4 protein-coding genes are annotated in these 3639 nt (G+C 58.1%); all 4 read left to right on the top strand.

Annotated features, from left to right (window positions below):
- A partial coding sequence (locus M3O22_08920; GenBank protein MDP9196863.1) for an acetyl-CoA carboxylase carboxyl transferase subunit beta occupies positions 1-416 on the top strand: 416 nt, incomplete at its 5' end.
- A 225-nt stretch (positions 417-641) separates the two neighbouring features.
- Entirely contained in the window at positions 642-1823 is a 1182-nt protein-coding gene (locus tag M3O22_08915) for an acetyl-CoA C-acetyltransferase (protein MDP9196862.1), read from the top strand.
- A 16-nt stretch (positions 1824-1839) separates the two neighbouring features.
- The gene (phbB, locus tag M3O22_08910; GenBank protein ID MDP9196861.1) at positions 1840-2562 is read left to right on the top strand and encodes an acetoacetyl-CoA reductase; all 723 of its coding nucleotides are present in this window, start codon (positions 1840-1842) and stop codon (positions 2560-2562) included.
- Between the two features lie 183 nt (positions 2563-2745).
- Positions 2746-3639: hypothetical protein (locus M3O22_08905; GenBank protein MDP9196860.1), on the top strand; the 894-nt coding region annotated here is incomplete at its 3' end.

The raw sequence follows: 3639 nt of genomic DNA, 5'->3' as shown, positions 1-3639 counted from the left end.
GTGCGCGGATGCAGGAGGGGATCCTGTCCCTGATGCAGATGCCCCGGACTGTCATCGCTGTGAACCTCGTGAAAGAGGCCGGCCTGCCTTATATCGTGCTGCTGTCCGACCCGACCACGGGCGGTGTGACGGCCAGCTTTGCCATGCTGGGGGATATCCATGTGGCCGAACCTGGCGCCCAGATCGGCTTTGCAGGCGCCCGCGTGATCGAGAGCACAATCCGCGAAACCCTGCCTGAAGGCTTCCAGCGCTCGGAATACCTGCTGGAGCACGGCATGGTGGATCTGGTAGTGCCGCGGAAAGACCTGCCCGACACGCTGGCCCGCATCCTGTCGCTGGTCCACCGGACCCGGCAACCGGGTCCGCAGAAATCCCCAAGGGCCCAACGGGAGATCATCCGGCAGTCCCGGAGCTGACGGAAGCCCCCTTGCAGAACCTGCCGGGATGAGGCAAATGCAAGGAACGAGGAGCGCAAAACCGGAGCGTACACTTTGGTACGTGAGGATTTGAGTACTGCAGAAACGCAGCAGTTGGCCATCCCGGTTAAGGTTATGCAAGGGGGCTGGGGTTATCCGGATTTTCCGCGGCCTTCTCCCGCAGGGGGCCTTGAGTCCCGCCCGGGGAACATCCAAGCTGCCGCCATGACAAGCAACGACATCGTCATCGCCAGCGCCGCGCGGACCCCTGTGGGTTCCCTTAACGGCTTCCTCTCTCCCCTGCCCGCCCATGCGCTGGGTGCTGTGGCTATGAAAGAAGCCCTGCAGCGGGCCGGTGTCAGTCCTGACGAGCTTTCCCAGGTCATCATGGGCCAGATCCTGACCGCCGGGGCCGGCCAGAACCCGGCCCGGCAGGCTGCCATCGCGGCAGGCGTTCCAGCGGACAGCCCTGCGTGGACCCTCAACCAGATGTGCGGCTCTGGCCTGCGGGCCGTAGCGGAGGGCGCAAAGGCCATCACCCTAGGGGAAAGCACCATTGTCCTGGCCGGCGGGCAGGAAAGCATGAGCCAGGCCCCCCACTGCCTCCACCTGCGCAGCGGCCTGAAAATGGGCAATGCGGAGATGACGGATACCATGCTCAAGGATGGCCTTCTGGACGCCTTTTACGGCTATCACATGGGTCATACGGCCGAAAATCTCGCCCGCAAATGGGGTATCAGTCGGGAAGAGCAGGATGAATACACCCTGAAAAGCCAGTACAGGGCAGAGGCCGCGCAAAAAGCCGGGAAATTCACCGACGAGATCGTTCCTGTAACAATTCCTGGCCGAAAGGGTGATCAGGTCATCACCCAGGATGAATATCCGCGTCATGGCGCCACGCTTGAATCCCTGCAGAAGCTGCGTCCGGCCTTTCTGAAAGACGGAACCGTGACGGCCGGAAATTCCTCCGGCATCAATGACGGAGCCGCTGCCGTTGTGCTGATGACCGCGACCGAAGCAGCACAGAGGAAGATCCAGCCACTGGTCCGCATCGTGTCCTGGGCCACCACCGGCGTTGATCCGGCCCTCATGGGCACAGGCCCCATCTCCGCCAGCCGTATGGCCCTGCAGCGGGCGGACTGGAATGTGAAAGATCTGGATCTGGTGGAGTCCAACGAGGCCTTTGCCGTCCAGGCCCTTGTGGTCAATCACGAGATGGGCTGGAACCCCGATATTGTCAATGTGAATGGTGGCGCCATTGCCCTAGGTCACCCCATCGGTGCTTCCGGGGCAAGGATCCTGACTACCCTTCTGTACGAAATGCAGCGCCGCCAGGCCAGAAAGGGACTGGCCACCCTGTGCATCGGCGGCGGCATGGGCATTGCCCTGTGCGTGGCCCGGGACTGAGACAGGAGGAAAAACCATGCCGCGTCTGGCTGTTGTGACAGGGGCAACCCGGGGAATCGGAGCCGCCATCGCCATAAAGCTGAAAGCTGATGGCTATACGGTCGCCGCAAACTATATCGGCAACGGCGGCGTGGCCGAAGCCTTTCAGAAAAAAACAGGCATCGACTGTTTCAAATTTGATGTGTCTGATTTCCAGGCGGTCCAGGACGGTATGGCCGGAATCGCCGCAAAACTCGGTCCCGTGGATATCGTGGTGAATAACGCCGGGATCACACGGGACAGTTTCCTCCACAAGATGACCCTGGACCAGTGGCACAGCGTCATTCATGTCAACCTGACATCCTGTTTCAATGTGTGCCGGGCTGTGGTTCCCGACATGCGCCAGAGGGGCTTTGGCCGCATTGTCAACATCAGCTCGATCAACGGACAGAAAGGCCAGATGGGGCAAACAAACTATTGCGCCGCCAAGGCCGGCATGATCGGCTTTTCCAGGGCGCTGGCGCTGGAAAACGCCAGCAAGGGAATCACCGTCAACTGCATCTGCCCCGGATATACCGACACCGAAATGACGCGGGAGATGGACCCGGCGATTCTGGAAAACATCCGGAAGGAAATCCCGGTCGGACGCCTGGGCACAGTGTCAGAAATTGCGGATATGGCTGCGTTTCTGGTCCGCGACGAAGCCGGCTTTATGACCGGCGCCACCTTTTCAGTCAATGGCGGGCATTACATGGCCTGAAAGCCCTGCTCCCCCTGGACGTAGAAGATGCAACCCCCGCAATACAACCACTAGTTGTATAAAAGTATTTTCCGGCTATAATGGCGATCAGTGCGTAAAGTTCTTTCGCCCCCCTTGCAGAGTGAGATTTTTTGTTTATTCTGGTAACGCATCGTGATTCATACCGTTGAGTCTGGAGTGTCAATGAGCCGGTGGATGGCGGAGTGGAGACGGCGGTGGGCCGGTCTGAGTGATTGCGGCAGGGTGGTGGTTCTGGTGGCGGCCATTGCTGTTCTGGCGTGGGCGAACTGTGAGGCCCGGCTGGTTTTCCGGGATAAACCTTCGCAGGCGGAGCTGGCCAAAATCCTGACGCTGCCGGACAGAGGGGATTCATTCGTCCATATCTATTTCAACCAGGCCTTCCCCAAAGGCAGCGACATCCGCGATGTGCTGGCGTTCATGGACGGGTATGCGGACGAAAAGAACGAGTTCAACACGCTGGACTATCCGTCCATCAGTCCCAATTGGGCTTACTGGCTGAGCCAGATCACAGGAGAGATTACACATTCCCTGTACCGGAAGAATCCCGCCCCGTCCAGCCTGCCGCGGATCACGTGGGTGGTAGAGATCCAGCACCGGCGGGGGCGCCTGGTCCAGGCCCGTTTTATGTCACACGCCCCCGACGAAAACTTCCTCGCCTGGGCCAAAATGCAGAACTGGGGGGAGACAAGACAGTCCATCCGCCATGAGCGCGATGCCAGGATTATGGAAGCACAGCCTACACCCAAAGATATCAGATTGCTGGCGGATTGGCTGAGTATAGAAGATTTTAAAAACAGCGTTGGGCATTTTCTCTATTATTCCGCAGAAGAAGAAAAATATAAAGAATCTGAAACGGCGGGTTATTTACATTACGGCTTTTATTATAAGCCACATAATACAGAAATTATACCACTTAATGGAGATGGAATAATCTTCTCATTTTATTTTAATGGAGATAAAAAGTTTATCAAATCTTCAGGTTCACCCACCCGTCACAAGCTTTGGGCCAATCCGGCTGATCTTGTGTGGTTTTTGCTGTACCGGATTGTGTACTGC

It is taken from the genome of Pseudomonadota bacterium (assembly GCA_030775045.1).
In the GTDB taxonomy this organism is placed as follows: domain Bacteria; phylum Pseudomonadota; class Alphaproteobacteria; order JALYJY01; family JALYJY01; genus JALYJY01.
The sequence above is the reverse complement of the archived record's forward strand: the minus strand, read 5'-3'. Positions and strand labels throughout refer to the sequence as shown.